This is a genomic window from Saccharopolyspora rectivirgula DSM 43747 (assembly GCF_000497205.1).
In the GTDB taxonomy this organism is placed as follows: domain Bacteria; phylum Actinomycetota; class Actinomycetes; order Mycobacteriales; family Pseudonocardiaceae; genus Saccharopolyspora; species Saccharopolyspora rectivirgula.
Window position 1 is genome coordinate 1 of record NZ_AYJW01000024.1, and the last position, 25,765, is coordinate 25,765.

At 69.1% G+C, this 25,765-nt stretch carries 24 protein-coding genes and 3 tRNA genes; 9 read left to right on the top strand and 18 right to left on the bottom strand.

The window, feature by feature from the left end:
• Positions 1 to 73: 73 nt before the first annotated feature.
• Entirely contained in the window at positions 74 to 766 is a 693-nt protein-coding gene (locus SREC43747_RS0108730; RefSeq protein WP_051387891.1) for a DAK2 domain-containing protein, read from the bottom strand.
• Between the two features lie 293 nt (positions 767 to 1,059).
• On the opposite strand from SREC43747_RS0108730, the gene rpmB reads away from it, so the two are divergent.
• Positions 1,060 to 1,251 (top strand): 50S ribosomal protein L28, encoded by a 192-nt coding sequence (gene rpmB, locus SREC43747_RS0108735; protein ID WP_029720808.1) that lies wholly within the window; start codon positions 1,060 to 1,062, stop codon positions 1,249 to 1,251.
• 115 nt (positions 1,252 to 1,366) lie between these two features.
• On the opposite strand, the gene SREC43747_RS0108740 is transcribed toward rpmB, so the two are convergent.
• Positions 1,367 to 2,041, bottom strand: coding sequence for a uracil-DNA glycosylase (locus SREC43747_RS0108740; protein WP_029720809.1), 675 nt, complete (start codon positions 2,039 to 2,041; stop codon positions 1,367 to 1,369).
• Positions 2,042 to 2,415: 374 nt separating this feature from the next.
• Here SREC43747_RS0108740 and SREC43747_RS0108745 point away from each other — a divergent pair, with 374 nt between their 5' ends.
• Complete coding sequence (locus SREC43747_RS0108745) at positions 2,416 to 3,762, top strand: MFS transporter (protein ID WP_029720811.1); 1,347 nt, start codon at positions 2,416 to 2,418, stop codon at positions 3,760 to 3,762.
• A gap of 54 nt (positions 3,763 to 3,816) precedes the next feature.
• On the opposite strand, the gene SREC43747_RS0108750 is transcribed toward SREC43747_RS0108745, so the two are convergent.
• The gene (locus tag SREC43747_RS0108750) at positions 3,817 to 4,782 is read right to left on the bottom strand and encodes a thiamine-phosphate kinase (protein WP_029720812.1); all 966 of its coding nucleotides are present in this window, start codon (positions 4,780 to 4,782) and stop codon (positions 3,817 to 3,819) included.
• Between the two features lie 96 nt (positions 4,783 to 4,878).
• Between SREC43747_RS0108750 and SREC43747_RS0108755 the strand changes: the two genes are divergently transcribed.
• Both SREC43747_RS0108755 and SREC43747_RS0108760 read left to right on the top strand, forming a co-directional pair.
• Positions 4,879 to 5,112, top strand: a complete 234-nt coding sequence (locus SREC43747_RS0108755; RefSeq protein ID WP_029720813.1) for an Lrp/AsnC family transcriptional regulator — start codon at positions 4,879 to 4,881, stop codon at positions 5,110 to 5,112.
• Positions 5,113 to 5,161: 49 nt separating this feature from the next.
• A complete protein-coding gene (locus tag SREC43747_RS0108760) occupies positions 5,162 to 5,740 on the top strand; it encodes a DUF3515 domain-containing protein (protein WP_236623097.1) in 579 nt (192 codons plus the stop codon).
• A gap of 9 nt (positions 5,741 to 5,749) precedes the next feature.
• Here the strand turns inward: SREC43747_RS0108760 and SREC43747_RS0108765 are convergent, their stop codons facing one another.
• From SREC43747_RS0108765 to SREC43747_RS0108795, 6 genes are all read right to left on the bottom strand, one after another.
• Positions 5,750 to 6,841 (bottom strand): D-alanine--D-alanine ligase family protein, encoded by a 1,092-nt coding sequence (locus SREC43747_RS0108765; protein WP_029720815.1) that lies wholly within the window; start codon positions 6,839 to 6,841, stop codon positions 5,750 to 5,752.
• A gap of 36 nt (positions 6,842 to 6,877) precedes the next feature.
• Entirely contained in the window at positions 6,878 to 8,290 is a 1,413-nt protein-coding gene (pdxR, locus tag SREC43747_RS0108770; RefSeq protein ID WP_029720816.1) for a MocR-like pyridoxine biosynthesis transcription factor PdxR, read from the bottom strand.
• Positions 8,291 to 8,687: 397 nt separating this feature from the next.
• A complete protein-coding gene (locus tag SREC43747_RS0108780) occupies positions 8,688 to 9,176 on the bottom strand; it encodes a cysteine dioxygenase (protein WP_051387893.1) in 489 nt (162 codons plus the stop codon).
• Between the two features lie 255 nt (positions 9,177 to 9,431).
• Positions 9,432 to 10,553 (bottom strand): cystathionine gamma-lyase, encoded by a 1,122-nt coding sequence (locus SREC43747_RS0108785; protein ID WP_029720818.1) that lies wholly within the window; start codon positions 10,551 to 10,553, stop codon positions 9,432 to 9,434.
• Positions 10,550 to 11,557 (bottom strand): NAD(P)H-dependent glycerol-3-phosphate dehydrogenase, encoded by a 1,008-nt coding sequence (locus SREC43747_RS0108790; protein WP_029720819.1) that lies wholly within the window; start codon positions 11,555 to 11,557, stop codon positions 10,550 to 10,552. Before SREC43747_RS0108790 ends, SREC43747_RS0108785 begins: the two co-directional genes overlap by 4 nt.
• A complete protein-coding gene (locus tag SREC43747_RS0108795) occupies positions 11,544 to 12,326 on the bottom strand; it encodes a lysophospholipid acyltransferase family protein (RefSeq protein ID WP_029720820.1) in 783 nt (260 codons plus the stop codon). The genes SREC43747_RS0108790 and SREC43747_RS0108795 overlap by 14 nt, the downstream gene beginning before the upstream one ends.
• A 142-nt stretch (positions 12,327 to 12,468) precedes the next feature.
• On the opposite strand from SREC43747_RS0108795, the gene cofC reads away from it, so the two are divergent.
• The 3 genes from cofC to SREC43747_RS0108810 are packed head-to-tail and all read left to right on the top strand — an operon-like array spanning position 12,469 to position 16,384.
• On the top strand, positions 12,469 to 13,101 hold the full coding sequence (cofC, locus tag SREC43747_RS0108800; protein ID WP_029720821.1) for a 2-phospho-L-lactate guanylyltransferase: 633 nt from the start codon (positions 12,469 to 12,471) through the stop codon (positions 13,099 to 13,101).
• 35 nt (positions 13,102 to 13,136) lie between these two features.
• Positions 13,137 to 15,383, top strand: a complete 2,247-nt coding sequence (locus SREC43747_RS0108805; protein ID WP_029720822.1) for an RNA degradosome polyphosphate kinase — start codon at positions 13,137 to 13,139, stop codon at positions 15,381 to 15,383.
• A complete protein-coding gene (locus SREC43747_RS0108810) occupies positions 15,383 to 16,384 on the top strand; it encodes an NUDIX hydrolase (RefSeq protein ID WP_081722492.1) in 1,002 nt (333 codons plus the stop codon). The genes SREC43747_RS0108805 and SREC43747_RS0108810 overlap by 1 nt, the downstream gene beginning before the upstream one ends.
• Positions 16,385 to 16,631: 247 nt before the next feature.
• Here SREC43747_RS0108810 and SREC43747_RS20555 read toward each other — a convergent pair whose 3' ends face one another.
• The 3 genes from SREC43747_RS20555 to leuC all read right to left on the bottom strand — a co-directional run bounded on the left by SREC43747_RS20555 (position 16,632) and on the right by leuC (position 19,636).
• On the bottom strand, positions 16,632 to 17,327 hold the full coding sequence (locus tag SREC43747_RS20555) for an HU family DNA-binding protein (RefSeq protein WP_081722499.1): 696 nt from the start codon (positions 17,325 to 17,327) through the stop codon (positions 16,632 to 16,634).
• 233 nt (positions 17,328 to 17,560) lie between these two features.
• Entirely contained in the window at positions 17,561 to 18,163 is a 603-nt protein-coding gene (leuD, locus tag SREC43747_RS0108820; protein WP_029720825.1) for a 3-isopropylmalate dehydratase small subunit, read from the bottom strand.
• Between the two features lie 69 nt (positions 18,164 to 18,232).
• Entirely contained in the window at positions 18,233 to 19,636 is a 1,404-nt protein-coding gene (gene leuC / locus SREC43747_RS0108825) for a 3-isopropylmalate dehydratase large subunit (RefSeq protein WP_029720826.1), read from the bottom strand.
• Positions 19,637 to 19,724: 88 nt separating this feature from the next.
• Here leuC and SREC43747_RS0108830 point away from each other — a divergent pair, with 88 nt between their 5' ends.
• Entirely contained in the window at positions 19,725 to 20,426 is a 702-nt protein-coding gene (locus SREC43747_RS0108830) for an IclR family transcriptional regulator (protein ID WP_051387894.1), read from the top strand.
• A gap of 57 nt (positions 20,427 to 20,483) precedes the next feature.
• Here SREC43747_RS0108830 and SREC43747_RS0108835 read toward each other — a convergent pair.
• From SREC43747_RS0108835 to gltX, 5 genes are all read right to left on the bottom strand, one after another.
• Positions 20,484 to 20,556: transfer RNA gene (locus tag SREC43747_RS0108835), tRNA-Glu, on the bottom strand.
• 204 nt (positions 20,557 to 20,760) lie between these two features.
• Positions 20,761 to 20,833 (bottom strand) — tRNA-Glu (locus tag SREC43747_RS0108840).
• 33 nt (positions 20,834 to 20,866) lie between these two features.
• Positions 20,867 to 20,938 (bottom strand) — tRNA-Gln (locus SREC43747_RS0108845).
• 175 nt (positions 20,939 to 21,113) lie between these two features.
• Positions 21,114 to 21,872 carry an HAD family hydrolase gene (locus SREC43747_RS0108850; RefSeq protein ID WP_081722493.1) on the bottom strand — a complete coding sequence of 253 codons (759 nt, stop codon included), beginning with the start codon at positions 21,870 to 21,872 and terminating at the stop codon, positions 21,114 to 21,116.
• Positions 21,873 to 22,059: 187 nt separating this feature from the next.
• Positions 22,060 to 23,550, bottom strand: coding sequence for a glutamate--tRNA ligase (gltX, locus tag SREC43747_RS0108855; protein WP_029720829.1), 1,491 nt, complete (start codon positions 23,548 to 23,550; stop codon positions 22,060 to 22,062).
• 96 nt (positions 23,551 to 23,646) lie between these two features.
• Here gltX and SREC43747_RS0108860 point away from each other — a divergent pair, with 96 nt between their 5' ends.
• Positions 23,647 to 24,876 (top strand): FAD-dependent oxidoreductase, encoded by a 1,230-nt coding sequence (locus SREC43747_RS0108860; RefSeq protein ID WP_029720830.1) that lies wholly within the window; start codon positions 23,647 to 23,649, stop codon positions 24,874 to 24,876.
• Between the two features lie 10 nt (positions 24,877 to 24,886).
• Here the strand turns inward: SREC43747_RS0108860 and SREC43747_RS0108865 are convergent, their stop codons facing one another.
• Positions 24,887 to 25,669 carry a fumarylacetoacetate hydrolase family protein gene (locus SREC43747_RS0108865; RefSeq protein WP_029720832.1) on the bottom strand — a complete coding sequence of 261 codons (783 nt, stop codon included), beginning with the start codon at positions 25,667 to 25,669 and terminating at the stop codon, positions 24,887 to 24,889.
• Positions 25,670 to 25,765: the final 96 nt, after the last annotated feature.

Here is a 25,765-nt window from a genome sequence, read left to right on the forward strand (position 1 = left end):
AGAAGCAGATCGACGGCACCGACGTGCGCGGCACCGCCCGGCTGTTCGATCTGCTTCTCGAGCTCCCCGATGCTCAGCCGGATGATGCCGAGGTCGAGGGCGACCCGTGCTCACCGGGGTCGCCGCCACCAGCTGCGGGAGCGTCCGGCGCCACCCGCTCCCCGTCGCACACCACCGCGTGCAGCGCGTCCAGCACCACCACCAGGCCCCGGCCGCCGGCGTCCACGACACCCGCCGCCGACAGCGCCGGCAACTGCTCGCGCGTGGCCGCCAGCGCTTTGACCGCGGCGCGGGTCACCGCACGGACCACCACGTCCAGCCGCTGGCTCTCCGGAGCCGCCGCCACGGCTTCGCCCAACACCGAGAGGAAGGTGCCGGGAGCGGGTTCGGCCACCGCCCGGCGGGCGCGCTCCTCGGCCCCGCGCAGCGCGTCGCGGAAGAGTGCCCCGTCCGCGTCGGCCGCTTCCTCCGGCACCTGGTCGGCCAAGCCGCGCAAGAACTGCGACAGCAACATCCCGGAGTTGCCGCTGGCCCCGGCGAGCGCTCCGCGGGCCAGCTCGCGCAGCACCCCGCCGAGGGTGTGGCAGTCCGACTCGTCCAGAGCCGCCACCGCCGAACGCGCGGTCTGCAGCAGATTGGTCCCGGTGTCCCCGTCGGCCACCGGGAACACGTTGATCCGATCGATCGCGTCACGCTCCGCGGTCAGCAGGGCCAGCGCCAGATCTGCCCAGCGGCGCGCAGCCGCCGCATTCAGCGTCCGCAGCAATCAGACCTCCACCGCAGCTGTTGACGTTCCGGCAACCGACCCTAGCCGCGCAGCCGCCGGGCCCCGCGGGCCGCGCCCTGCCCCCTGCATCGGCGGATACCGCCGGGTGGGCTACACTGATCCGGTCTTAGGTGGCGATGGCCCAGGGCAACCGGAACAACTCCGGGCGACGCCGCCGCAACGGCGGTGAACAGCAAGCGCAGTCACCCCTGGGTGACCGGACTCACGCAAGTGAGACTCGCTTGCGTGGCTTCATCGCTGTAACCGTCAACGCAAAGTTAGGGGTGTCTGACGTGGCTGCCGTCTGCGACGTCTGTGGCAAGGGACCAGGCTTCGGCAACTCGGTCTCACACTCCCACCGGAAGACCAGGCGCCGGTGGAACCCGAACATCCAGACCGTGCACGCCAAGATCGGTCTTTCGCAGCGCAAGCGCATGAACGTGTGCACCTCCTGCATCAGGGCCGGCAAGGTGGTGCGCGGCTGAGCTGAGCCGCGTGTAGCTTCACGAAAACCCCGGGTGGTCCACCCGGGGTTTTCAGCGTGCGCGCAAAACCGCAGAAGCCACCGGCAGCGGCCCGGCCGGAGGGCGTCGCAGCTGCTTACGGCAGCTTCCAATCCACCGGTGGCACGCCGTGCTTCTCCAGGATCTCGTTGGCCCGGCTGAACGGCCGGGAGCCGAAGAAGCCGCGGTCGGCGGACATCGGACTGGGGTGCGCGGACTCGATGCACTCCACACCGGGCATGAGCGGGCGCAGCTCCCTGGCGTGCCGGCCCCACAGGATCGCCACCATGGGCTCCTCCCGGGCGGCCAGCGCCCGGATCGCCTGGGCGGTGACCTCTTCCCACCCCTTGCCGCGGTGCGACCCCGGCTTGCCGGGCTCGACGGTCAGCGCCCGGTTGAGCAGCAGCACCCCTTGCCGCGTCCAGGGGGTCAGGTCTCCGCTGGACGGCGTGGGGTGCCCCAAGTCGTCGGAGTACTCGCGGAAGATGTTGACCAGACTGCGCGGCGGCTTCACCCCCGGAGCCACCGAGAAGCTGAGGCCGACCGGATGCCCCGGAGTCGGGTAGGGGTCTTGCCCGACGATCAGCACACGAACGTCGTGGAACGGCTGCTGGAACGCGCGTAGCACGTGCTGCGGCGCGGGCAGGTAGGTGCGGCCTGCGGCGACCTCCGCGCGCAGGAATTCACCCATGGCCCGGATCCGGTCCTCGACCGGGGCCAGAGCTTCCGCCCAGCCCGCTTCCACCAGTTCATGCAGGGGACGTGGGGCCATGACTGAGAACGATAGCGGCACGCCGAGATCAACCGACTGGAGCCCCTCCTGAACACGATTCAGCGCAACGTCAAGTGACTGAAATCACACAACGTGTTGCCCCAACTACGTGTGTCCGCTATCACACCACACGAATTGGTGCGCGTCCGGGCGCCATTTCCGCCTGTCAGGCAGCGAATATTGATGTCAAACCCACCCCGCGTCCCCCGCGCCCCCGCGGCACCGGTTCCGTGAGGTTTCACATAAAGAAAAAGCTAACGAAAAGGCTCCATCTCGGGGAATTGGTGGCCCAGCTCTTGCTGCTCAGCTAGGTTCCCGGTATTCGCTGTCAACCGCGTCCGAGGAACTGAAGACCGGAGGTGGGCCGCATTCCCATGAGTTCGCAGGCAAAGGCCGAAAACCCGGACAAAGAGCAACGGTCGCTGCTTCGCCGTGCAGTGGGTGCTGCGGCTATCGGAAACTGCACCGAGTGGTACGACTTCGGTGTCTACGCTTACGTAGCGGCTTACGTGGGCCACCAGTTCTTCCCCGGACCGTGGGAAACCCTCTCCGCTTTCGGGGTATTCGCAATTTCGTTCCTGCTCAGGCCGCTCGGCAGTTTCTTTTTCGGCCCCCTCGGCGACCGCATCGGCCGGCAGCGCGTGCTGGCCCTGACGATCCTGCTGATGTCGGGCTCGACCTTCGTCATCGGCCTGTTGCCCACCTACCACACCATCGGTCTCCTGGCGCCGATGCTGCTGCTGGCCTGCCGGATGTTGCAGGGCTTTTCCACCGGCGGTGAATACGGTGGTGCGGCCACCTACATCGCCGAGTACGCCCCGGACAAACGGCGCGGTTTTTACGGCAGCTGGCTGGAATTCGGAACGCTGGTCGGATTCGGCCTCGGCGCCCTCATCCCCACCATTCTGATCTTGAATCTGGAACCCACCCAGATGGAGACCTGGGGCTGGCGCATCCCGTTCTTGATCGCCGGTCCGCTCGGTGGTGTCGGGCTTTATCTGCGCTCCAAACTCGAAGACACGCCGGCGTTCAAGCAGTTGGAGCAAAAGCAGCAGATCGCCCGCTCCCCGCTCAAGGATTTGGTGCGCGACTGGTGGCGGCAGCTGCTGATTTTGATGGGGATCGTGCTCCTCATCAACATCGCCAATTACACGATCCTCACCTACATGGAGACCTACCTCGGCGACGCGCTCGACATCGAGCAGGGCCAGGAATACCAGGTCCTGGTTCCGCTCCTGCTCGCCGTGGCGTTCATGCTGGTGCTGATCACCCCGGTGGGGGCGCTGTCCGACCGGGTCGGTCGCAAGCCGGTGTTCCTGTCCGCCGCGATCTGCTTCCTGGTGCTGCCCATCCCGGCGTTCACCCTCATCAGCCAGGGCACCATGCTGAGCATCGTGGCCGGCCTCGGCCTGCTGGCGATCGGACACGTGCAGCTGATCGGTCCGCTCGCGGCGACCCTGCCCGCCATGTTCCCGACCAAGGTCCGCTACGCGGCCTTCTGCGTCGGGTACAACATCTCCACCGCCCTGTTCGGCGGCACCGCGCCGCTGATCAACGACTCGGTGGTCACCTCGACCGGGAACACCTTCTTCCCCGCGTACTACCTGATGGGGGCGGCGCTGGTGGCCCTGGTCCCGATCATGCTGATGACCGAGACCGCCCGGCGGCCGCTGCTGCAGGAAGCGCAGACCCCGTCGACCAAGCCCGCCGCGGCGAACTGACCGGCGGAGCGAAGCCGGCCGCTCCACCCGCTCACCAGCGCGGAGCGGCCGGCTTCACCGCCAGTGCTGCCAGCCGCCCGGGCCTTCGTAGACCGCTCCGTCCACGGTGACCCCGGATCCCTCGCCGACCACACCGATCTGCCGCCACCCCTCCGGTAACGGCCGGCCGGCGGGAAAAGTGGCCGCCAACGCCTGGTCCTCCCCTCCGGTGAGAACCCAGTGCCTGGCGTCAGCACCCAGCGCCGACGCCACCTCGCTGAGCCGTTGCGGCACCTCGAGCATCTCGGTCCGGACGTCGATGGAGACCGCCGAAGCGTCCGCGATGTGCCCCAGCTCGGCCAGCAGACCGTCGGAGGTGTCGATCATCGAAGTCGCTCCGCCCGCCGCGGCCCGCGGCCCCGCCGCGTACGGCGGCTCCGGCACGCGATGGGCCCCGACCACCGAGAGCGGGGACCGGAACCCGCGTCCCAGGACCGCCAACCCAGCGGCCGACCAGCCGATCCGGCCGGCCACCGCCACCACGTCCCCCGGCCGAGCCCCGGACCGGGTCACCGGATCCCGCCCCTGCAGATCGCCGAGCGCGGTGACCGAAATGGTCAGCACCGGGGACGAGACCATGTCCCCGCCGACCAGGCTGATCCCGGCGCGACCGGCTTCCTCCCACATGCCCTCGGCCAGCTCGTCGACCACGCTCGACGACAGGTCCGGCGGACAGCTGAGACCGACCAGCACCCCGGTGGGCACCGCGCCCATCGCGGCGACGTCGGAGAGGTTCACCGCCACCGCCTTGCGCCCCACCTGGTGCGGAGAAGACCAGTCGAACCGGAAGTGGACCTGCTCCACCAGCACATCGGTGGTGGCCACCACCCGCCCGTCAGGGGCGGCGACAACCGCCGCGTCATCTCCCGGCCCGATCAGCGTGCCCGGCGACTGCTCGCGGCCGGAGGTCACCCGGTCGATAAGACCGAACTCTCCCACCTGGGAAACGGTCTCTTCGTCCCGCGGCGTTTGCGCAGCCAACTGGGACCTTCCTTCCTTGAGCATCCGCTCGATTCAATGGGGTAACTTTCTGCCAGTTTCCTATCCGAGCACATGGGCGAGACGAAAGGGCACACCGTGGTGCAGGCGTACATCCTGATCCAAACCGAAGTCGGCAAGGCCGCCGCGGTGGCGGCGCAGATCTCCGGCACCCCCGGCATCATCAGCGCCGAGGACGTGACCGGCCCCTACGACGTGATCGTGCGCGCCGAGGCGGAGAACGTGGACCAGCTGGGGCAGCTGGTGGCCACGCACATCCAGAACGTGGAGGGGATCACCCGCACCCTCACCTGCCCGGTGGTGCACCTGTAGCAGCCGGGGGGTCGCGGAGATCAGCGAGCCGCGTGCTGTAGTGGGAGGCGTGGACGACCAGTCTCCTTCCGGAGTGCCCAAGCCGGTGCTGATCGTGGCGGTCACCCTCACCGCGCTGCTGGCGGTAGCGGTCGCCGCCCTGGGCGGCTACTCCCGCTACACCCAGCACCAGCAGGAGCAGCAACAGCAAGCTGCCGAACAAGCGCGGCGCAGCGGCCCACTGCCACTCGCCCCTGTGCCAGCGGCCGAAGCCGACACCCCGGAGTGCCGGGCGGTGCTCGACGCGCTGCCCGCCGAGCTCGAGCTCGACGGAGACCGGGTCCCGCGTCGGCAGCTCGCCGAACCGGCACCACCGGCCACCGTCGCCTGGGGCGACCGCGATCACGACCCGGTGGTGCTGCGCTGCGGCCTGGACGACCCCGCCGAGCTGACCCCCACCTCGAAGCTGGTGGACGTGTCCGGAGTGAGCTGGTTCGAGCTCGCCGAAGGCAGCAACAGCACCTGGCTGGCCGTGGACCGACCGGTCCGCGTCGCCCTGACCCTGCCGGCGGGCACCGGAACCGGACCCATCCAGGACATCTCGGAGCTGTTGGCCAAGACGCTGCCGAAGCAGCCCGTCTTCCCGTGACCCGCTCCCTCAGCGCAGCCCGGTGCCCCGGGCCAGCGCGGTTTCGATCAGGGTGGTCAGCAGGTCCGGGTAGGCCAGACCGGCGTGCGCCCACATCCGCGGGTACAGCGAGATCGAGGTGAAGCCGGGCATGGTGTTGAGCTCGTTGACCACCGGCCGGCCGTCCTCGGGCAGGAAGAAGTCCACGCGAGCCAGCCCCTGGCAGTCCACCGCTCGGAAGGCGCGCACCGCCTGCTGCCGCAACCGCTCGGTCACCTCGTCGTCGAGCTTGGCCGGCACGTCGAACTCGGTGACGTCGTCGAGGTACTTCGACTCGTAGTCGTACCAGTCGGTCTTGCCGGTGACCCGCAGTTCCGAGGGGTAGGAGGACTCCACCCTGCCGTCCGGGAACTCCAGCACGGCGCACTCCACTTCCCGGCCCACCACCGCGGCCTCGACGATGACCTTCGGATCGGTGCGCCGGGCTTCGGCGATGGCGGCGTCCAACTGCGACCAATCGGTGACCTTGGAGATGCCCAGCGACGATCCGCCGCGCGCGGGTTTGACGAACACCGGCAGCCCCAGCCGCTCCCGCTGGCGCTCGTCGAGCGTCTCCTCATCGCGGCGCAGGATCTCGTAGCGGCCCACCTCGAGCCCCTCGGCCTGCAGCAGCTTCTTGGTGAACTCCTTGTCCATCGACACAGCGCTGGCCAGCACGCCCGCCCCGACGTAGGGCACCCCGGCCATCTCCAGCAGCCCCTGGATCGTGCCGTCCTCGCCGAACGGGCCGTGCAGCACCGGGAAGACCACGTCGACCTCCGACAGCACTTCCCCAGCGCGGTCGGACTGCAACGACAGCAGCTCGTGCCGGGTGGTGTCGGCGGGGAGGACGACCGGCGTGCCGGGAGCCACTTCCGGCTCCTTGCGGTCCCGGATGCGCAGCTGCTCCGGGTCATCGGTGCCGAGCACCCACGCGCCCTCGCTGGTGATGCCGACCGGGACGACCTCGAAACGCTCGCGGTCCAAGTTCTCCAGGACGCTACCGGCGGACACGCAGGAAATGCCGTGCTCGGTGCTGCGCCCACCGAAGATGACCGCTACCCGGATCTTGCGCTGTGTCATGCGCGGGACCATACCTGGCCCTCCCCGTTCTGCTGATTACGTGTCCGTGCACAGCCGGGCCAGCACCGGCAGGGCCCGCTCCAGGTCATCGCGGTCGCACGAAGCGTAACCAAGAGCTATGCCGAACCACTGCTGCGGCCCGCAATGGTGGCGCTGCAACCCGTCCAGCACCAGCCCCTCGGCCCGTGCCCGGGAAACCACCCGCTGTTCAGTCTCTGCGTCCGCCAGGGGCACCACCACGTGAGCCCCCGCCCGGTCACCGAATGCGCTGATGCCCGCCGCGGCCAGCTGCTGGACCACCAGCTGCCGCCGCTGGGACAGCTCCCTCCGCAGGCGGCGCAGGTGCCGCCCCAGGTCGCCGTGCCGGACGAACTCCACCAGCACCCGCTGACCGGCCATGGCCGGCCCCGTCCCGGTGCGTTCGCGGTGGCGGAGCACCGCGTCGACCACGTGGCCGGGAGCCAGCATCCACCCGGCGCCCAGCGTCGGGCTGAGGATCTTGCTGGTGGTGCCCAGGTGCACCACCACGTCCGGGGCCAGCGCCGCCAGCACCGGCAGCGGAGCGACATCGTAGCGCAGCTCGCCGTCGTAATCGTCCTCGATGATCAGCCAGTTCTCCTCGCGGGCGCGGTCGACCAGAGCGCTGCGCCGCCCGGCGGGCAACCGGCCACCGAGCGGGTACTGGTGCGCCGGGGAGCAGTAGACCGCGCGGACCCCGCGCGGCACCGCCTCCACCACGAGCCCGGCGTGGTCCACCGGGGCCGGCACCACCCGCACCCCGGCCTGCCGAAAGGTCTCGACGGCCCGCTGGTACCCGGGCTCTTCGACCGCCACCGCAGCTCCTGGCGGGAACACGGCCGCGGCCAGCTCGGCCACGGCCGCCGTGGTCCCACCCGTGGCGAGCACGCTCTCCGGGGTCAAGCCGTGCACCACCAGCCCGCGGTGCCGCAGCAGGTGCTCCACGACCACGTCGCGGTACTCCGGCAACCCCGCGCGCACCGGCCGGGAATCCGGTCCGCGGTCGGCGGCCGCCCGCCACGCCCGGCGCCACGCCGCGCGGTCGATCCCAGCCACCCACGGCTCGCCGGGGGTCAGCGTCACCAGCGGTTCGGCCGGCGAGCGCTGGGCGTCCACCGCGACGTGCCGCGGGACCGGGCGACTGCCGGGCGGTGCGGTGGTGACGTAGGTGCCCGAGCCGCGACGACCGGCGATCCACCCCTCGGCGTGCAGCTGTTCGTACGCGGCAGCGGTGACGGTGCGGCTCACCCCCAGGTGCTTGGCCAGCGACCGGGTGGAGGGCAGCCGGTCGCCACCGCGCAGTTGCCCGACCACCGCTGCGTGCCGCAGTGCGTCGGCGAGCTGCACGGCCAGCGGCCGGGGATCTTCGCGGCGCAGTTCGACGGCCAGCTCCAGCAGCGGGGAACGCATCGCCGGCACAGCAGGTGGCATTTCGCAGAGCTCCTCAATCCGCCCCTCGATGATGCCACTCGCCGGATTCCCCCGTCCGGTGGGCGACTTCCGATCACGCCCTCCCGCGCAGCCCCGTGCTGGCCGCAGCGAACGCGGCAGCCGCTCCGGACCCTCCCGGGAACACCACCGGTTCCTCCACGGCGACCGGGAAATCCCCGCGGTGGCGGCGAAAACCGAGCGGCGCACCGCCGCGGTCGTCCACCGGGGCGCGCGTTCCCGGCGCGGACCTCCCCCGGAACCGCTCAGGAGACCGGGAATCCCACCCCGCGCTCGTCGCCCACCCGAACCACCCAGCACGACTTCCGCGTCCTCCGTCCGGGATCACTGTGGACGGGAAACGGGTCGCTGGGAGGGCAACGAAACGGCCGCTCCGCGATCACCGCTCCCGACGAGCTCGGCAAGAGCAGGTGTCATCCGCTTCCAGCGCGGGCAGCGGACCGGGAACGGGCCGGTGGTGGCGGCTCGGCCGGTACACGTGGATGCTCACCGCCGGGTCCGTGCCGGCGTTGCGCACCTGGTGCACGTACCCGGGGGCGAAAACCCGCGTCTGACCGGCCACCAGTTGGTGGATGACCTCGACCCCGCGCACCACCCGCTCGGTGAGCGCACCGGTGATCAATGTGAACGCTCCGGTCGCCGGGCCGTGCTCGTGCAGCTCCGTTCGCTGACCGGGCAACCAGCTCAACAGCCACACCTCGTAGCCGTCGGTGCGCTCCAACAGGCCCGCCCAACGCTGGTCCGGGTCGTACCGGAGCAGGTGCGCCCACCGGTCGCGCCGGGCGGCGAACTCCAAGGCGATGCGGGCAGGATGCGCGATGGCCAAATCAGCTGGCAAGGCCACCGTGTTCGGTGGTACGGCGAACATGGGAAGTCCTTCGTGGGATGCGGAGACGAGCCGCGGTGCTCAACCGGGCTGCGGGGAAGGGGAATTCGGTCAGCACGAACAGCACGAAGGACAACAACACAGCGCGCGAGCAGCAGGACGGACCCGACCATGCCCCGCTTCGCTGACTACTGCGCGCAACAACACGCCGGGTAGAAAAGCAGCCGCGCGCCGGTCGCGTCAAGCGGAGCGCGGCCATCTCACACCGCCGTGGGGCCCGGGTGGGCGGACGCCCGTTCAGCCGAGGGCTCGCAGCACGTCCGCCACCAGGTCAGCGGAATCCTCGCAGCCGGCGGAAAACCTGACGAAGCCGTCCGGAACCGGATCTCCCCACTGCGCCCGCCGGTCCACGGTGCTGTGCAAACCGCCGAAGCTGGTGGCCGCCACGACCAGTTCACTGCGCTGGACGAACTCCTCCACCGCCCGGGCATCGGCCAATTCGAACCGGAAAACCCCGTTCCAGCGCCGCATTTGCCGCTTCGCCACCTGGTGCGCCGGGTCCCGCGGATCCCCCGGCCAGCGCAGCCCGGACACCCGCGGGTGGTCCCTCAGGGCTTCCACCAGCGCCGCGGCGTTGGCCTCCTGCCGGGCCAGGCGCAAGTCGAGCGTTCCGAGGCTGCGGTGCACCAGCCAGGTCTCGAACGGCCCCGGTATCGAACCGAACAGGGTGCGGGCTCGCACCAACCGGTCGGCGAGTTCGGGGTCCCGCACCGAGATGTGCCCCATCAACAGATCGCTGTGGCCGGACAGGGCTTTGGTGTCGCTGGCGATCACGATGTCCGCGCCCAACTCGAGCGGACGCTGCCCCAGCGGTGTCGCCGTCGTGTTGTCCACCGCCAGCAAAGCGCCCGCCGCGTGCGCCCGCTCCGCCAGGGCGGCGATGTCGCAGACGTCCAGCCCCGGGTTCGACGGGGTCTCCAACAGCACCAGCCGGACCCCGTCGAAGACGTCGTCCTCCCACGGGCCCGCGGTCGGGACTTCCCGGACGCGCAAGCCCAGGCCGCCCAACTCCTCCCGGACGAACTCCCGGGTCGCGTAGTAGCCGTCGCTGGGCAGCACCAGGCCGTCGCCGTTGCGCAGCACGGTGTGCAGCAAGGTGCTCACCGCGGCCATTCCGGACGGCAGCAGCACGCAGCGCCCGCCGTCGAGATCGCCGATCGCGGCTTCCAGCGCGCGCCACGTCGGATTTCCGGCCCGGCCGTAGTGGTCGGCGCCCTGCGAATCGGCGCCACCGAGGTGGTACGGCGCCGCGAAGACCGGTCCGGGGTGCAGCGGAGCTCCCGGAGCAGGTGTGGACTGTCCGCCGTGCACGCACCGGGTGCCGTCACCGAACAAGGTCTCTCCTTCCCGCCGGCTCATTCCGGCTTGTGCTCTCGGCCGAGCAGTTCTGCGGCCGCTGGTGCCGGACCGAGCCCGCGGTGGCAAACCCGGTACACCACCTCGGTGATCGGCATCTCCACCCCGTACCGGTCGGCGAGCTGTCGGATCGACGAGCACGACTTGACGCCTTCGGCCACTTGCCCGTGCGTGGCCTGCTGCGCCTGCTGCAGGGTTTCCCCGCGGCCGAGCCGCTCGCCGAAGGTCCGGTTGCGGGACAACGGCGACATGCAGGTGGCCACCATGTCCCCCATGCCGGCCAATCCGGCGAAGGTCTTCGGTTCCGCCCCCAGCGCCACGCCCAACCGGGTCGTTTCGGCCAACCCGCGAGTGATCAAAGAGGACATCGTGTTGTGGCCGTAGCCGAGGCCGACGGCGATCCCGCAAGCCAGGGCGATCACGTTCTTGCACGCGCCGGCCAGTTCGACACCGACCAGATCGGTGTTGGTGTAGGGCCGGAAGTACGGGGTGGAGCAGCTCTGCTGCAGCGCGGTCGCCCGCTCGTGGTCCAAGCACGCGACGACGGTCGCGCCCGGGTGCTCCGCGGCCACCTCCTTCGCCAGGTTGGGGCCAGAGACCACCGCCACCTGCGCCAGCGGGACGTCGGCCACTTCGCTGACCACTTCGCTCATCCGCTTGAGCGTGCTCAGCTCCACCCCCTTGGCCAAGCTGACCAAAGTAGCCCCCGCGGGCAGCAGCGGCCGCCACTCGGCGAGGTTCTCCCGCAGCGTTTGGCTGGGCACGGCGAGCACCACGGCTTCCGCCCCGCGCAGCGCCTCGGCCGCGTCGTCGGTGGCGCGCAACCCGGCGGGCAGGTCCACCCCCGGCAGGTAGTCGGGGTTGCACCGGGTTTCGTTCACCGCCACCGCGACTTCCTTGCGCCGCGCCCACAACACGGTTTCGCACCCCGCGTCGGCGAGCACCTTGGCGAAGGCGGTCCCCCAGGAACCGGCGCCCAGCACCGCGATGCGCTCAGGCCGCGCCATTGCCGCTCCGCTTCGCGTTCCGCGGGTCGAAGAACTCCGCGGGAGGTTGTTCGCCCCGGATCTCCGCGAGCAGTTCTCGCACCCGGAGCATCAGGAGCCGGGTCACCTCCTGCAACGTCCCCTTGTCCTCCTCCTTGCCCTTGCCGCGGTAGCTGGACAGGTCCACCGGTTCACCGAACTTGATGGTGACTTCCTTGCGCGGGAACGGCTGGAACTTCTTCTGGTAGTGGTCGTAGATGTCCCGGGTGCCCCACCGAGCCGCCGGGACCACCGGCACGTCGTTGCTCAGCGCCAGCCGGGCCACCCCGACCTTCGGCGTCATCGGCCAACCCGCGGGGTCCTTGGTGATGGTCCCCTCCGGGTAGATCAGGATCACCTTGCCGTCGGCCAGGCCGCGGTGGGCTTCCCGCAAGCTCTTCTGGGCGTCCGAGGTGCCCCGGAAGACCGGGATCTGGCCGGTGCCGAGCATGATGTTGCGCAACACCGGAACGTCCCACAGGGTGTTCTTCGCCAAGAAGCGCGGGATGCGCCCCGCCCGGTGCACGGTGACCGCGTCGTAGACCGGGTCCAGGTGCGACACGTGGTTCATCACCAGCAGCGCCGGTCCGGTCGCCGGGATGTTGCTCATCCCCGAAACCCGGGTGCGCCCCAGCGCACCGGTGATCGGGTAGAACGTGGTCCTGGCCAAACCGAGCCACAGCTTCCCGGAGCCGTGCACCGTCTCACAGGTCTGCTTCCGCTGTCGTCGAAGACTCCTGGGTTCCGTCACGACAACTCCTTTTCGCTCGGGGGGCGGCAGCCAAATTACCTGCTGGCCGTCCGGGAAGTATTAACCGCTCGCCCGGTTCCGGAGTTCCGCCTTCCCAGGCCCGCCCGACCCACCGCGGCGGAGGAGCGGGCAAGATGGCGGGGTGCCCGCAGGTTCATACCTACTGGTCCCGGTCAAACCGCTGCACGCGGCGAAGTCGAGGCTGCGCAGCGTCACCAGGGGCGCGGCCCAGGCGCACGCCGAGCTGGTCACGGCAGTGGTGCTGGACACGGTGACCGCCGCCCGCCGGGCCCGCGGGGTCCGCGAAGTCATCGCGGTGACCTCCGATCCGGACTTGGCGGCCGCGCTCGGTTCGACCGGGATCGACGTGCTGGCGGACCTCCCGGGGCGCGGGTTGAACGCCGCGCTGCGGTGCGCTGCCGAACAATTGCGGGAAACCGGTCGTCCCCCGGGCCGGATCGGGGCCTTGCAGGCCGATCTGCCCGCGTTGCGCACCGCCGAGCTGGAGCGGGCGCTGCAGGCTGCCGGGGACGAGCGGGCGTTCTGCCCCGACCGGCACGGCACCGGCACCACGCTGCTGCTGGCGGCCACCGGGCAGCCGCTGGACCCCCGTTTCGGGCCGGGTTCGGCCCTCGCGCACACCGGTTCGGGCGCCAAGGAGCTGCGCGGTCCGTGGGAATCCCTGCGCTGCGACGTGGACACCGCCGAGGACTTGGCCGCGGCCCGCGCCCTGGGCGTGGGCCCGCGCACCGCCGCGGTGCTGGCCGGAAGATGACCAGCACAACATTCACCGGTCGGAACGGCCGTGAAATGGGTGACAATGGTGGGGTGAGCACCGACAGCAGCGATCCGTCCACCGGCCACCGGAGAAGACGCCCGTCCGCGCGCCGCTCGCCGAAACCGGCCCCGCGGCCCAGCAACCGGGCGGCCACGGGGTCGGTGCAGCTCTCCGGCGCCCGGGTCCCCTCGGCTCCCCCCGCCGTCACCCGGGCAGCGGCCAGCAACGACCTGCCCGAGGACCGCTACCTGAACCGCGAACTGTCCTGGCTGGATTTCAACGCCCGGGTGCTGGCGGTGGCCGAGGACCGGTCGCAGCCGCTGCTGGAACGGGCGAAGTTCCTGGCGATCTTCTCGTCGAACCTGGACGAGTTCTACATGGTGCGGGTGGCCGGGCTCAAACGCCGGGAGGAAACCGGGCTGTCGGTCCGCAGTGCGGACGGTCTCACCCCGCACGAGCAGCTGGTGCGGATTTCCGCCCGCAACCAGGACTTGATGGAGAAGCTGAGCCGGATCTTCCTGGACGAGCTGGTTCCCGAACTGGAAGAGCAGGGCATCCGCATCGTCTCCTGGGCGGACCTCGACGCCGCCGACCAGCGCAAGCTCACCGACTACTTCCAGGACCAGATCTTCCCGGTGCTCACCCCGTTGGCGGTGGACCCGGCGCACCCGTTCCCCTACATCTCCGGGCTTTCGCTGAACCTCGCGGTCACCGTGGCCGATCCGGAAGCCGGTATCCGGCGCTTCGCCCGGGTCAAGGTCCCGGCGAACGTGCCCCGGCTGATCCGCCTGGAGGACGAACGGGAAAGCGAGCAGGCCACCTTCCTGCCGCTGGAGGAGCTCATCGCCGCGCACCTGGACCGGCTCTTCCCCGGCATGCAGGTGACCGAGCACCACGTGTTCCGGGTGACCCGCAACGCGGACCTGGAAGTCGAGGAAGACCGCGACGAGGACCTGCTGCAGGCCATGGAGCGGGAGCTGGCGCGCCGCCGGTTCGGTCCGCCGGTGCGGCTGGAAGTCACCGACACCATGAGCGAGCACATGCTCGAACTCCTGCTGCGCGAACTGGAAGTGGACCGGCACGACGTGGTGGAGGTCAAGGGCCTGCTGGACCTGTCCTGCCTGTTCCAGCTGGCCCAGTTACAGCGACCGGACCTGAAGAGCCGGGCTTTCGTGCCCGCGACCCACCCGGCCTTCACCGAAGGTCCGAAGAGCATCTTCGCCACTCTGCGGGAAGGCGACGTGCTGCTGCACCACCCGTACCACTCGTTCTCCACTTCGGTGCAGCGGTTCATCGAACAGGCCGCCGCGGACCCGAACGTGCTGGCGATCAAGCAGACGCTGTACCGCACCTCGGGCGATTCGCCGATCGTCAACGCCCTGATCGACGCCGCCGAAGCCGGCAAGCAGGTCGTCGCGCTGGTCGAGTTGAAGGCCCGGTTCGACGAGCAAGCCAACATCCAGTGGGCGCGAACGCTGGAGCGGGCCGGCGTGCACGTGGTTTACGGCCTGGTGGGCCTCAAAACCCACTGCAAGATCGCCTTGGTGGTGCGGCAGGAAGGCTCGACCATCCGCCGCTACTGCCACCTCGGCACCGGCAACTACAACCCGAAAACCGCCCGCCAGTACGAGGACCTCGGGCTGCTGACCGCCTCCCCGGAGATCGGCGCCGACCTCACCGACCTGTTCAACGTGCTGACCGGCTACGCCCGGCACAGCCAGTACCGGCGGATCCTGGTGTCCCCGCAGGGCATCCGCAACGGGATCGTGGAGCGGATCGAAGCCGAGACCGCCCGCGCCCGCCAAGGGCTCTCCTGCGGCATCCGGATGAAGGTGAACTCGCTGGTCGACGAGCAGATCATCGACTCGCTGTACCGCGCTTCCCAGGCCGGTGTGCCGGTGCAGATCGTGGTGCGCGGCATCTGCTCCCTGCGAGCCGGGGTGGAGGGGCTCAGCGAGAACATCGAAGTCCGGTCGATCCTCGGCCGATTCCTGGAGCACTCCCGGATATTCCACTTCATCGGCATCGACGAGTACTGGATCGGCAGCGCCGACATGATGCACCGCAACCTGGACCGCCGCATCGAGACGCAGGTCCGGGTGACCGACCCGAAGCTGACCGCCAAGCTCAAGGCGGTCCTGGATTCGGCCCTGCACCCGTCCACCCGGTGCTGGGTGATGAACGCCAAGGGCGATTGGGAAGCCTTCCCGCGCGGAGAAGAACAAGTGCGCGACCACCAGGTGAACATGATTCGGCTGCACGGAGCTCAGGTGTCGTGATGGCGTCAACGGACAACCAGCCAGTACCGCAGGAGGAGAGCCCACTGGCGGATCCGGCCGCCCAGCCCACGTTGATCCGGGCCGCGGGGGTCGTGCTGTGGCGGTGCGGGAACAACGGGGTGGAAATCGCCGTGGTGCACCGACCGCACTACGACGACTGGTCGCTGCCGAAGGGGAAGCTCGACCCCGGGGAACTGCCGCCGCACGCCGCCGTGCGGGAGACCCAGGAGGAAACCGGGTTCCGCGGTGTGCTCAACCGGTTCTTGACCCGGATCAGCTACCAAGTTCCGGGCAAGTCCGGGAAGCCGGTCGGCAAGACCGTGGACTACTTCGCCGCCCGGGCGACGAGCGGGGCGTTCGTGCCGAACAGCGAAGTGGATGAACTGCGGTGGCTTCCGGTTCCGCAGGCCCGGGAACTGCTCAGCTACCGGCAGGACTCGGTGGTCCTGGACGCGTTCGAGCAACTGCCGGTCGACTCCGCCACGGTTCTGCTGGTGCGGCACGCGAAAGCCGGCAACCGCTCCGAGTGGTCCGGTGATGACGACGCCCGACCGCTGAGCGAAGCCGGTCTCCGGCAGCGGGACGCGCTGGCCGCGCTGCTGCCGCTGTACAACCCGAAGCGGATGTATTCCGCGCCTCGAGTTCGGTGCACGCAAACCGTGGCCCCCGTGGCCGAGAACCTCGGAATTGAGATAAACCGGGAGCCGGTGTTCGCGGAAGAGGACTACCGCCGCAATCCACGAGCTGCTGTGGACCGGATGCTGGCCATTGCGGCCGGGAATGGTCCGGCGGTGGTGTGCAGCCAGGGCGGCGTCATTCCGGATTTGATTGCCCGATTGGCCGACAGCAGCGGTTTGGTGCTCGGGGAGATAGCCAGCAAAAAAGCCAGCGTGTGGACGCTGACATTCCGTCGGAGCGGGTCGCGGAACGACGGTGCACCGGCACTGGAATTGGCGGCGGCCGACTACTTGCCGAGCCCGCTGCCGGCGACCGCGGACTGAACCACCGGACGGAGCGCTCTGCGGGCCGCTGAGCCCGCCGCACACGCCTTTTCCTCCGCCGGGGAGGCAAATCCCCCCGGCGCGGGGCTTACCGCTCGGTAGAGGCCGTTCTGGCGTCGTTTCGGCGTGGTCGGAATTGTGCGGGCAACCACGCCGGAAATGCAATGAGCGGGCAGCCTAACGCCCCGATAGGGCTATAACGCTGCCCGCTCACACAGTCCACTGGGAATCGCTCGGAAGCGAACGCTCACTTCTTCGTGGACTTGCGGCTCGTCGTCTTCCGGGTGGACGGCCGGGTCGACTTGCTGGCCGAAGCCTTGGCCGTGGACTTGGTTTTGGCCGCGGTCTTCGGAGTGCTCTTGGCCGCGGTAGCGCGCTTGGTGGTGCTCCGAGCCGTGGTCGACTTCGCCGCGGTGGACTTCGCCGCCGTGGACTTCGCCGCGGTCGAGCGGGTGGAGCGCTTCGCGGTGCTGGCCTTCGCGGTGCTCGCCTTGGCGGTGCTCGCCTTCGCGGTGCTGGCCTTGGTGCCCGCCTTGGTGGTGCCGGCCTTGGCGGTGCTGGCCTTGGTCGACCGGGTGGTGGTGGACTTCGCCTTGGTGCCGGCCACGGTGCGGGTGGTGGCACCACGGGTGGTGGCAGCCTTCAGGCTGGACACCCGGGGCAGTTTCCGCTTGCCGGCGACGACTTCCTTGAACTGAGTACCGGCGCGGAATGCGGGCACGTTGGTCTTCTTAACCTTGACGGTTTCACCGGTACGGGGATTGCGGGCGGTGCGGGCCGCGCGAGCGCGCTTTTCGAAAACCCCGAAACCAGTGATGTTGACCTTCTCGCCCTTGTTGACGTTGCGGACGATGATGTCCACAACATTTTCCACTGCCTGGCTAGCGGTCTTCTTGTCTCCGAGACGTTCTGCCAGAGCCTCGATCAGTTGGGCCTTGTTCACTTTCAGTCCCTCCCAGGACACAACAACGGCCCCATTGGGCCGACTCGTGTGTCAACGGTAAAGCCACAGACAGGCAAATGCCATTCGCCACGCCTCATTTTTTCATTGAAGCGCCGGCAATCGGAAAGCGGCCCAACAGGTGCCGTTAAGCGGGGGAGGGACTGACCGGTTATCCCCGGTGGAAAGTTTTTCCTTTGCTCGCAAGGAAAAACTTGATCCACCGGGGAAACCAGCTATGCCGTGCGCGGCGGCAGGGTGGTCGGCTTGAAGCTCGGCCGCTGCTTCTCAAAAGTGTCGATCATCTCTACGTGTCGCAGCGTCAGACCGATGTCGTCGAGGCCTTCCATCAGCCGCCAGCGGGTGTAGTCGTCGATGCTGAACGGCACGGTGAGGTCCTCGGCCTGCACGGTTCGCTCTTCCAGGTCGACCGTCACCTGGGTGCCGGGGTGGTTCTCCAGCACCTTCCAGAGCAGTTCCACATCGGACTGCTCGCACTGGGCGGCCAGCAGCCCCTGCTTGCCCGCGTTCCCCCGGAAGATGTCAGCGAACCGGGAGGAGATCACGACGCGGAAACCGTAGTCCTTCAGCGCCCAGACGGCGTGCTCCCGGGACGAGCCGGTGCCGAAGTCGGGCCCGGCGACCAGCACGCTCCCGTTCCGGAAAGGCTCCTGGTTCAGGATGAAGTCCGGGTCCGCGCGCCAGGCGGAGAACAGGGCGTCCTCGAAACCGGTCCGGGCGACCCGTTTGAGGTAGACCGCCGGGATGATCTGGTCGGTGTCTACGTTGGACCTCCGGAGCGGGACGCCGACCCCGGTGTGTTTTTTGAACGGTTCCATGTCACTGCTCCCGATGGGTGTTGTGCGTCGTGGCTGTGGACTGGATCACTGGTTGAGCCATTCGCCGGCTCAGTCGAGGTCTTCCGGCGAAGACAGCGTGCCGCGGACCGCGGTGGCCGCGGCCACCAGCGGGGAAACCAGGTGCGTGCGGCCACCCTTGCCCTGGCGTCCCTCGAAGTTGCGGTTCGAGGTGGAAGCGCTGCGCTCCCCCGGGGTCAGCTGGTCCGGGTTCATGCCCAAGCACATCGAACAGCCCGCCGAACGCCATTCAGCGCCCGCCGCGGTGAAAATCTCGTGGAGGCCTTCCTCCTCGGCCTGCTTGCGGACCCGCATCGACCCGGGGACCACCAGCATCCGCACCCCGGAGGCCACCTTGCGCCCCTTCAAGACCTCCGCAGCGGCCCGCAGGTCTTCGATCCGGCCGTTGGTGCAGGAGCCGAGGAAGACGGTGTCCACAGCGATGTCCCGCAGCGGGGTCCCCGGCTTGAGGTCCATGTACGCCAACGCCTTCTCCGCCGCCAGCCGCTCGGCCTCGTCGGCCATCTGCTCCGGGTCCGGAACCCGCTCGCTGAGCGGCAGGCCCTGGCCGGGGTTGGTTCCCCAGGTGACGTAGGGGGTCAGCTCGTCGGCGTTGATGGTGACTTCGCGGTCGAAGACGGCGTCGTCATCGGTGCGCAGGGTCTTCCAGTACTCGACCGCGGCGTCCCACTCGGCGCCCTGCGGGGCGTGCGGCCGGCCCTTCAGGTAGGCGAAGGTGGTTTCGTCCGGGGCGATCATGCCGGCCCGGGCACCCGCCTCGATCGACATGTTGCAGATCGTCATGCGGGCTTCCATGGACAGCTGGCGGATCGCTTCACCGCGGTACTCCAGCACGTAGCCCTGCCCGCCACCGGTGCCGATCTTGGCGATGATGGCCAGGATGATGTCCTTGCTGGTGACCCCCGGCCGCAGCGTTCCCTCGACGTTGATGGCCATCGTCTTGAACGGCTTCAACGGGAGGGTCTGGGTGGCCAGCACGTGCTCGACCTCGGAAGTGCCGATGCCGAAGGCCAGCGCGCCGAACGCGCCGTGCGTCGAGGTGTGGCTGTCACCGCAGACGACCGTCGTGCCCGGCTGCGTCAATCCCAGCTGCGGGCCGACCACGTGCACGATGCCCTGCTCGGTGTCGCCCATGGGATGCAGCCGGATGCCGAAGTCCGCGCAGTTCTTGCGCAGGGTTTCCACCTGGGTGCGGGAGACCGGGTCGGCGATCGGCAGCTCCAGACCGACCGTCGGCACGTTGTGGTCCTCGGTGGCCAGAGTCAGGTCCGGACGGCGCACCTTGCGGCCGGCCAGGCGCAGTCCTTCGAAGGCCTGCGGGCTGGTGACCTCGTGCACCAGGTGCAGGTCGATGTAGAGCAGGTCGGGCTCGTCGCCCTCGCCGCGGCGCACGATGTGCGCGTCCCAGACCTTCTCAGCAAGCGTTTTTCCCATCGCTGCTCCCGTTGCGACTGTTGTGATCTGGGACCGGTCCACTCCCACGAAGTGGACTTCCCAGATTACGGGACGTTAGTATCGCTACGTGGGACAGCATAGCGGTATCGGAGTTTTGGACAAGGCGGTGGCCGTCCTGCACGCCGTCGCCGACGATCCGTGCGGGCTTGCCGAACTGTGCAACCGCACCGGCTTGCCGAGAGCGACCGCGCACCGGCTCGCCGTCGGCCTGGAAGTGCACCGTCTGCTGCGGCGCGGCCCGGACGGGCGCTGGCGCCCGGGGCCGGCGCTGGCCGAACTGGCCGGCGGCGCGGTGGATCCCCTGCTGGACGCGGCGTCGGCCATACTTCCCAAACTCCGCGACATCACCGGGGAGAGCGTGCAGCTCTACCGCCGGGACGGAATGCAGCGCCTGTGCATCGCCACCGCCGAGCCGCCGAGCGGTCTGCGCGACACCGTGCCGGTCGGCTCCGCGCTGCCCATGAACGCCGGATCAGCCGCAAAAGTGCTTGCCGCCTGGGCAGATCCCGCGACCCAGCGCGCCGTGCTGGCGGAGGCCGTCTTCGGCGAGCGCACTCTGATGGAGGTGCGCCGCCGCGGATGGGCGCAGAGCGTCGCCGAACGCGAATCCGGTGTGGCCAGCGTCTCGGCCCCCGTCCGGGACTCCAACGGCAACGTCATCGCGGCCATCTCGGTGTCCGGACCGATCGACCGAATGGGCCGCCGGCCGGGGGCCCGCTGGGCGGCCGACCTGTTGGCCGCCGCCGAAGCGCTGCAGAACCGGCTGTGAACCACCCGGAAAAAGATCGAGGCCGGGGCGGCTCTCAGGCCACCCCGGCCTCACTAGTAGTCCCGACGGGATTTGAACCCGCGCTACCGCCTTGAGAGGGCGGCGTCCTAGGCCGCTAGACGACGGGACCGCGTTGCGGGACAGACTCTACACGCCGGCCCATCCGCCCCCGCACCCACCCCCACCCCGGTCCGGTTCGCGTCTTTTGCGCACCTGCGATCGCGGAGCACCGAATTGCTGGCCGGGAAAACAAAACCGTGGGCAATGCCACGGTGAGGAATTGCGCGAAAAAGAAAGCCGGCGCACATGAAATGTGCGCCGGCTTAATGGCACGTAGCCCCGACGGGATTTGAACCCGCGCTACCGCCTTGAGAGGGCGGCGTCCTAGGCCGCTAGACGACGGGGCCAAGTAAGGAGAGATTCAGAGCTAGATCTACTCGCTGGGGTACCAGGACTCGAACCTAGACTAACTGAACCAGAATCAGTCGTGCTGCCAATTACACCATACCCCATCGCAACGAGCTTCCAGCGGCTTTCCGCCCACCCCCTCTCGGGGGCTTGCTTCCGGACCGCTGTCCGCCGTGCTGATACAAATATAGCCCATCTTCCCCGGGGGGTGAAAAGGGGGTGGGGTTTTGCTGTTTTACCTGGTCAACACGGATACAGCGGTCCGGAGCAAAGCTGCGACTAGCCAGTCAGCCCAACAAGCCCGGGAAGCTCGGATATTGTGACGTCGCACACCAGCAGTTCGGTGAGTTCATAAAGGTTCCGAATAACCGGAACCCCGGGCTCGGAAAGCCCACCGCGCCGCTTGCGGTCCAGCCACACCCCGTGCAGACCGGCCCGAGCAGCCCCCAGCGCATCGGTTTCCAAGCGGTCCCCCACGTGGACCACTTCCTCGGGCGAGACATCCAACGCAGCGCAGGCTGCCGCGAAAATCCGCGGGTCCGGTTTGGCGAACCCCACTTCCTCGGAAATGAGGACCGCGTCGAAAGCATCGGCGAGCCCCAGCGCGGCGATCTTGCCCCGCTGGTACGCGCTCGGCGCGTTCGTGATCACCGCTGTCCGCAGCCCGGTCGCCCGCAACCACTCCAAGCACGGCCAGGCGTCGCCGAACAGGCACCAGGAGCGCTGCACGGCCGCCATCCGGGCGGTTTCCCGCCGAACCGCCTCCGCGGCGCTCAACTGCTGCCCGAACGCGGCGAAGAAAGCCCGCGTGCGTTCGACGCACATGCTCTCGTAGTCGATCCGGCCGGCGACGAACCGCGCGTAGTGTTCGTCCGTGATCGCTTTCCACACCGGCCAGGCCCGCTCATTGCCGACCAGCGCCCGAAGACCTCGCCGGGACGCCCCCTCGCTGTCCAGCAGAGTGTCGTCGATGTCGAGACAAACGGCCTTGATCCGTCCGGGTTTGTAACTACTCGATTGCTCTAGCGCGGATGTCACCCAGAGAGATTAGGCGTTCACCGGTCGCATCCGATTCGGCCAACGCGGTGATCCTTCGCGGACAACGCGGTTGCGTACGCCACTCCCGTCCTCTGCGGCCGGTCCTCGGCGCGGAAGAGCAACGGGCGGGGCCGCTCCCGCAGAGCGAACCCCGCCCGCACGAACGAAATCGCGGGACGACCCGGTGTCATCCGAGCGCGTTGCGCAGCCGGCGCAGGGAGACCTCGCGGCCGAGCAACTCCATCGACTCGTACAGCGGCGGCGAAACCGTCCGCCCGGTGACCGCCACCCGCACCGGCGCGAACGCCTTGCGCGGCTTGATCCCCAGGCCCTCCACGACGGATTCCTTGAGCGCCCGTTCGATGTTGCCGGCCGTCCACGCGGGAATGGCCTCCAGCGCCTCGATCGCCGCGCGCAGCACCGGCTCGGCGCCTTCGCCCAACGCCTTCTCGGCCGAGGCGGGCTCCGGGGCGAAATCCTCGCCGGCGAACAGGAAGCCCATCATGCCGACCGCGTCCGAGAGCACCACCAGGCGCTCCTGCACCAGCGGGGCGGCCGCGCGGACGATCGCCAGCTGGTCCTTGGACGGCTCGGCCGGCAGCACGCCGCCCTGGATCAGGTAGGGCACCACCCGCTCGACGAAGTCGTCCGGCGCCAGCGCGCGCAGGTGCGCGGCGTTGATCGCCTCCGCCTTCTTCTGGTCGAAGCGCGCCGGGTTGGCGCTGACCCGGCTGATGTCGAAGGCCTCCACCATTTCGTCGAGGGTGAACACGTCCCGGTCGTCGGCGATCGACCAACCGAGCAGCCCGAGGTAGTTCAGCAGTCCCTCGGGGAGGAAACCGCGCTCGCGGTGGTGGAACAGGTTGGACTTCGGGTCCCGCTTGGACAGCTTCTTGTTGCCCTCGCCCATCACGAAGGGCAAGTGGGCGAATTCCGGGGTGAAGTCGGTGACGCCGATGCGCTGCAGCGCTTCGTAGAGGGCGATCTGCCGCGGCGTGGAGGACAGCAGGTCCTCCCCGCGCAGCACGTGGGTGATCTGCATGAGGGCGTCGTCGACCGGGTTGGTCAGGGTGTAGAGCGGGTAGCCGTTGGCCCGCACCAGCACCGGGTCCGGCACGCTGCCGGCCTTGAAGGTGATCTCACCGCGGACCAGGTCGGTGAACGTGATGTCCCGGTCGGGCATGCGCAGCCGCAGCACCGGCTTGCGCCCCTCCGCCCGGAACGCCTCCTTCTGCTCCTCGGTGAGGTCCCGGTCGTAGTTGTCGTAGCCGAGCTTGGGGTCCCGGCCGGCCTCCCGGTGCCGGGCCTCGATCTCCTCGGCGGTGGAGAAGGATTCGTAGAGCTCGCCGGCTTCCAGCAGCCGCTGGGCGATGTCGGTGTAGATGTCCCGGCGCTCGCTCTGCCGGTACGGACCGTGCGGCCCGCCGACTTCCGGCCCCTCGTCCCAGTCCAGGCCGAGCCACCTCAGGGCGTCGAGGATGGCCTGGTAGGACTCCTCGGTGTCCCGGCTGGCATCGGTGTCTTCGATGCGGAACACCAGGGTGCCCCCGTGGTGGCGGGCGAAGGCCCAGTTGAACAGAGCGGTGCGGATCAGGCCGACGTGCGGGGTGCCGGTCGGCGACGGGCAGAACCGGACCCGGACCGGCTTCGTTTCTGCTGCAGCTTCTGGCGTGCTCATAACACATCCAGCCTAGCCAGTGGGGCACGAGGGTTGACGGGCGCGTCCTCCGGAGGGAGGCTGGAATTATTCAACGCACGTTGAATTGGAGTTGCGATGGAGCGGACGACGTGCTGCGTGGTCGGGGGCGGCCCGGCCGGCATGGTGCTCGGATTGCTGCTGGCGCGCTGCGGAGTACCGGTGACCGTGCTGGAGAAGCACGGCGACTTCCTGCGGGACTTCCGCGGGGACACGGTGCACCCCACGACCTTGGACCTGCTGGACGAACTGGGGCTGGCCGAGCGGTTCGCACAACTGCCGCAGCGGAAGATCGAACGGCTGCAAGGCCTCGTCGGCCCCGACGGGGAACTGCTCACCCTGGGCGACTTCACCCAGCTGAAGATCAAGCACAACTACATCAGCATGGTCCCGCAGTGGGACTTCCTGGACCTGCTCGCCGACGAAGCGGCCACCGAGCCTTCGTTCGAACTGCGGATGAACACCGAAGTCACCGGGTTCATCCGGGAGAACGGGCGGATCAACGGCGTCCGCTACCGCACCAGCAGCGGTGGGACCGGAGAACTGCGGGCCACCATCACCATCGCCTGCGACGGACGGCACTCCCTGGTGCGGCGGATTCCCGAACTGCAGCTGCGGGACTTCCCCACCCCGATGGACGTGCGCTGGTTCCGGCTCCCGCGCCGACCGCACGACCCGTCCGGCGGTGTCGCTCTGATCCGCGAAGGGGCGTTCAACATCCTCATCGACCGCGGCGACTACTACCAGATGGCGTGGATCATCCCGAAGGGGACGGACGCCGCGGACCGCGCCCGGCCGGTCGACGAGCTCAACAAGACCCTGATCGAGAACATCCCGTGGCTGGGCGACGGACGCGAACTGGTGACCGACTGGGACGACGTGAAACTGCTGCACGTCACCTTGAACCGGCTGCAGCGCTGGCACGTCCCCGGCCTGCTGGCCATCGGCGACGCCGCCCACGCCATGTCCCCCGTCGGCGGCATCGGCATCAACCTCGCCGTCCAGGACGCGGTGGCAGCGGCCCGGCTGCTGGCCGAACCGCTGCGCACCGGACGACTGGAACGCCGGCACGTGGCCGCCGTGCAGCGCCGTCGCTGGCCGGCCACCGTCCTGGTCCAGCAACTGCAGCGGATGGCCCACGACCGGGTCGTCGGTCCCGCGCTGCGCGGGGAGATCGACCTCGCCACCGCGACACCGCCGTGGCTGGTGCGCGAGCTCGCCCGGCTGCCGTGGCTGCGGCGGCTCCCGCCGTACCTGATCGCCTACGGCGCGTTCCGCGAACGCCCGCCGGCCGGAGCCCTGCGGTAGTGGCGGACGGTCAGGCCTTCTGCACCGGATTGGTCAGCGTGCCGAGCCCGTCGATGGACACCGACACCTTCTGCCCCTCCTGCATCGGCCCCACCCCGGCCGGGGTGCCGGTCAGGATCACGTCACCGGGCAGCAGCGTCATGATCCGCGACACCCAGGACACCAGCGCCGAGACGTCGTGGATCAGCAGCGAGGTGCGGGAGTCCTGTTTGACCTCGCCGTCCAGTTCGGTGCGGATCGCCAGATCGGACGGGTCGACGGTGGTGTCGATCCACGGCCCCAGCGGGCAGAAGGTGTCGTAGCTCTTCGCCCGCGTCCACTGGCCGTCCGCCTTCTGCTGGTCCCGGGCGGTCACGTCGTTGGCGATCGTGTACCCCCGCACCACATCGGTGGCTCGAGCCTCCGGGACGTCCTTGCACGGCTGGCCGATGACCACCGCGAGCTCGCCCTCGTAGTCCACCCGCTCGGAGTTCGGCGGCAGCTTGATCGGCGCGTGCGGGCCGATCACCGAGGTCGACGGCTTGAGGAAGATGACCGGGTTCTCCGGCGGCTCGCTCCCCATCTCCCGGGCGTGCTCGGCGTAGTTCTTGCCGACGCAGATGATCTTCGTCGGCAGGATCGGAGCGAGCAGCCGGACGTCGGCCATCGGCCAACGGCGCCCGGTGAAGGTCGGCTCACCGAACGGGTGCTGGTCGATCTCCACCGCCAGCACCTTCTCCTCCGGTGAGGACGGATCGGGCTCCAAGGCGACGAAGGACACCCCTTCGGAGTGAGCGACACGTGCCAGGCGCAAGACGACCTCCGGATTGACCGTTGTTGACCGGAAAGGCGCCCTGCACCGGCAGGACGCCTCCACATCAGACCTCAGACCAGCGTACCCGGAGCACCG

Bases quoted from the DNA above. Each gene is read 5' to 3' on its own strand.
- SREC43747_RS0108740 (WP_029720809.1), bottom strand. From the start codon at position 2,041: ATGGCCCCACGTCCCCTGCATGAACTGGTGGAAGCGGGCTGGGCGGAA.
- SREC43747_RS0108745 (WP_029720811.1), top strand. From the start codon at position 2,416: ATGAGTTCGCAGGCAAAGGCCGAAAACCCGGACAAAGAGCAACGGTCG.
- SREC43747_RS0108765 (WP_029720815.1), bottom strand. From the start codon at position 6,841: ATGACACAGCGCAAGATCCGGGTAGCGGTCATCTTCGGTGGGCGCAGC.
- pdxR (WP_029720816.1), bottom strand. From the start codon at position 8,290: ATGCCACCTGCTGTGCCGGCGATGCGTTCCCCGCTGCTGGAGCTGGCC.
- SREC43747_RS0108780 (WP_051387893.1), bottom strand. From the start codon at position 9,176: ATGTTCGCCGTACCACCGAACACGGTGGCCTTGCCAGCTGATTTGGCC.
- SREC43747_RS0108785 (WP_029720818.1), bottom strand. From the start codon at position 10,553: ATGAGCCGGCGGGAAGGAGAGACCTTGTTCGGTGACGGCACCCGGTGC.
- SREC43747_RS0108790 (WP_029720819.1), bottom strand. From the start codon at position 11,557: ATGGCGCGGCCTGAGCGCATCGCGGTGCTGGGCGCCGGTTCCTGGGGG.
- SREC43747_RS0108805 (WP_029720822.1), top strand. From the start codon at position 13,137: ATGGGTGACAATGGTGGGGTGAGCACCGACAGCAGCGATCCGTCCACC.
- SREC43747_RS0108810 (WP_081722492.1), top strand. From the start codon at position 15,383: ATGGCGTCAACGGACAACCAGCCAGTACCGCAGGAGGAGAGCCCACTG.
- leuD (WP_029720825.1), bottom strand. From the start codon at position 18,163: ATGGAACCGTTCAAAAAACACACCGGGGTCGGCGTCCCGCTCCGGAGG.
- leuC (WP_029720826.1), bottom strand. From the start codon at position 19,636: ATGGGAAAAACGCTTGCTGAGAAGGTCTGGGACGCGCACATCGTGCGC.
- gltX (WP_029720829.1), bottom strand. From the start codon at position 23,550: ATGAGCACGCCAGAAGCTGCAGCAGAAACGAAGCCGGTCCGGGTCCGG.
- SREC43747_RS0108860 (WP_029720830.1), top strand. From the start codon at position 23,647: ATGGAGCGGACGACGTGCTGCGTGGTCGGGGGCGGCCCGGCCGGCATG.